The sequence below is a fragment of the Phytoactinopolyspora endophytica genome, from assembly GCF_004138495.1.
Lineage (GTDB): Bacteria > Actinomycetota > Actinomycetes > Jiangellales > Jiangellaceae > Phytoactinopolyspora > Phytoactinopolyspora endophytica.
Genome location: NZ_ML142866.1, coordinates 58,384 through 60,803 on the forward strand (window position 1 = coordinate 58,384; position 2,420 = coordinate 60,803).

Annotated in this window: 2 protein-coding genes; both read left to right on the plus strand. The window is 68.8% G+C overall.

Translation table 11 applies throughout. The annotated features are described in order from the left end of the window. Window positions 1–731, plus strand: a 731-nt coding sequence (locus ELR45_RS41585; protein WP_240760185.1) for a LuxR C-terminal-related transcriptional regulator, incomplete at its 5' end; no start/stop codon positions are given. A 142-nt stretch (window positions 732–873) separates the two neighbouring features. Continuing rightward, on the plus strand, window positions 874–2,253 hold the full coding sequence (locus tag ELR45_RS27220; RefSeq protein WP_129669130.1) for an FAD-binding oxidoreductase: 1,380 nt from the start codon (window positions 874–876) through the stop codon (window positions 2,251–2,253). The last annotated feature ends 167 nt before the right edge of the window (window positions 2,254–2,420 follow it).

Genomic DNA, 2,420 nt, shown 5'->3' on the forward strand with positions numbered 1-2,420 from the left:
TCCGTCGCGCACACGAACTCGGTCGCGATCCGCAGCCGGGGTTTGCCCTGCTGCAGCTCGCGCGCGGGGAGCCGGAGAACGCGGCCGCGGCGCTGCGGCTGGCACTGACCCACCGATCCGGCGGTCCGGCCAGCCGGGGCCGCTTGCTGGCGGCGCAGGTGGAGGTGGAGCTCCGGTTGAGTCACGTCGACGCCGCCGCGGCGTCGGCGGCCGAGCTCGACGAGCTCGGGTCCGCCAGTCGCGCTCCGTACGTGCAGGCCATGGCAGCGGCAGCGGAGGGTGCCGTGCTGCGGGCCCGGGGCGATGTCGACCGCGCCGTTCGGGTGCTCCGGGATGCTCGTGATCTCTTCCACGAGTTGTCCTGTCCGTACGAAACCGCCGAGGCCCGCGTTCTGCTCGGGCTCGCCGCTCGTCAGGCCGGCGACCTGAACACCGCGCATCTGGAGCTCGCGTCCGCGCGGGCGGCCTTCGACCGGCTCGGCGCGATACCCGGGGTGCAACGCGTTGACGAGGTTCTCGGAGTGGGCTTGCCCGCCCCGCACGGTCTCAGCGCCCGGGAGATCGAGGTGTTGCGGCTGGTGGCGGCCGGTAAGGCGAACCGGGAGATCGGCACGGCCCTGTTCATCAGCGAGCATACGGTGGCACGTCACCTGAGCAATATCTACCGCAAGATCGACGTCGCGTCCCGATCAGCCGCGACGTCCTTCGCCTATGAGAAGGGACTGGCCTGAGCCTGGTCGGATAGTCAATCCTGACCATCCGCCGCCCGGACCCGTTGCATAGTGTTCGCGATGTCATACGCCGCTCGGGACGCCTAGCGTCGAACCAGCAGGTGGCGCCCGCCACCACCACGTTCGACACCTGGAGCCAGCGATGAGCACTACGGTCCCGACCGCCTCCTTCCTCCCCAACGGACGGGTCATCACATCGGAGGACACCGGCTATGACAGCGCACGCGCCGTCTGGAACGGCATGATCGATCAGCGTCCGGCGGTCATCGCCCGGTGCACCGACGCCGAAGACGTCGCTGCCGCGCTGGCGTACGCACGCACGCAGAGCTTGCCGGTGTCGGTGCGCGGCGGTGGCCACAACGTCTCCGGCACCGCTGTCCGCGAGGGAAGCCTGGTCGTCGACCTTTCGCCGATGAGATCCGTCGAAGTGGACGCCGGCCGGCGGCGCGTGCGGGCCGCCGGCGGTGCGATCCTCGGCGACGTCGACAGAGCGAGCCAAGCGCACGGTCTCGCCACCCCGTTCGGCGTGTACAGCCAGACCGGCGTCGCCGGCCTGACGCTCGGCGGCGGCCTCGGCTGGCTGCGCCGCGCATACGGAGCGAGCTGCGACAATCTCGTCGCAGCCGACCTGGTCACCGCCTCCGGCGAACGGGTGCGAGCAAGCGAGACGGAGAACCCGGAGCTGTTGTGGGGCCTGCGCGGCGGGGGTGGCGGCCTGGGCGTGGTGACATCGTTCGAGTTCCGCGCCTACCCGGTGGGGCCGGACGTGACCCTCGCCCTGGTGTTTCACCCGTGGAAGGACGCTGCGGACGCGCTGCGCAACTACCGGGAGTGGAACGAGTCCGCCTCCGACGACGTCAGCTCGTTCGCCGTTGTCTGGCACGCGCCGGCGATCGACGACATCCCCGTCGAATATCATCACCAGCCGGTCGTGACCTATGCCGCCGTTCACTCGGGCGATCCGGCGGAAGCCCGCGCCGACCTGGCACCATTACGCGACTTCGGTACGCCGATCGCCGACCTCTCCGACGTCACGTCCTACGTCGAGGTGCAGAAGCTGTTCGACGAGGACTATCCGGCACATGTGATGCGCTACTACTGGACCTCGGTGTACCTGACCGGCCTGGACGACGAGGCGATCGACACGCTGAGAGAGCTGAACGAGGCCTGCCCGTCACATCACTCCACGCTGGACATCTGGCAGCTCGGCGGAGCGTTCGCACGGGTGGGCGCGGACGAGACGGCCTTCGGCGACCGCTCCGCGCCGTACCTGCTGGGTGTCGAGGCGAACTGGGAGGACGCCGCGGACGACGAGGCGAACATCGCCTGGGCGCGGAAGGTGCGCCAGGCCATGGAGCGCTTCTCCACCGGTGCGGAGTACCTCAACTTCCCCGGATTCTACGAGTCCGGTGAGCGCACACTGCGAACGACGTTCGGTGGGAACTACGACCGGCTGGCCGCGCTGCGCAAGGCGTACGACCCGACAGGCCTGTTCGACTCGGCAGCGCACATCCCGGCCTGAGCTCGTCGCCTCGTTCCTCGACCAAGGGTAAGGACGTCGCCCGTACTGCATTCTGTGTCGGATGCCACGATCTGTACCGCCAAAGGCTCGATTCCGGGCTCTACACGACACAGAAAGTGGCATCCGACACAGAATGTGTCATCGAGAACGACGAACCCGCCCTCTCC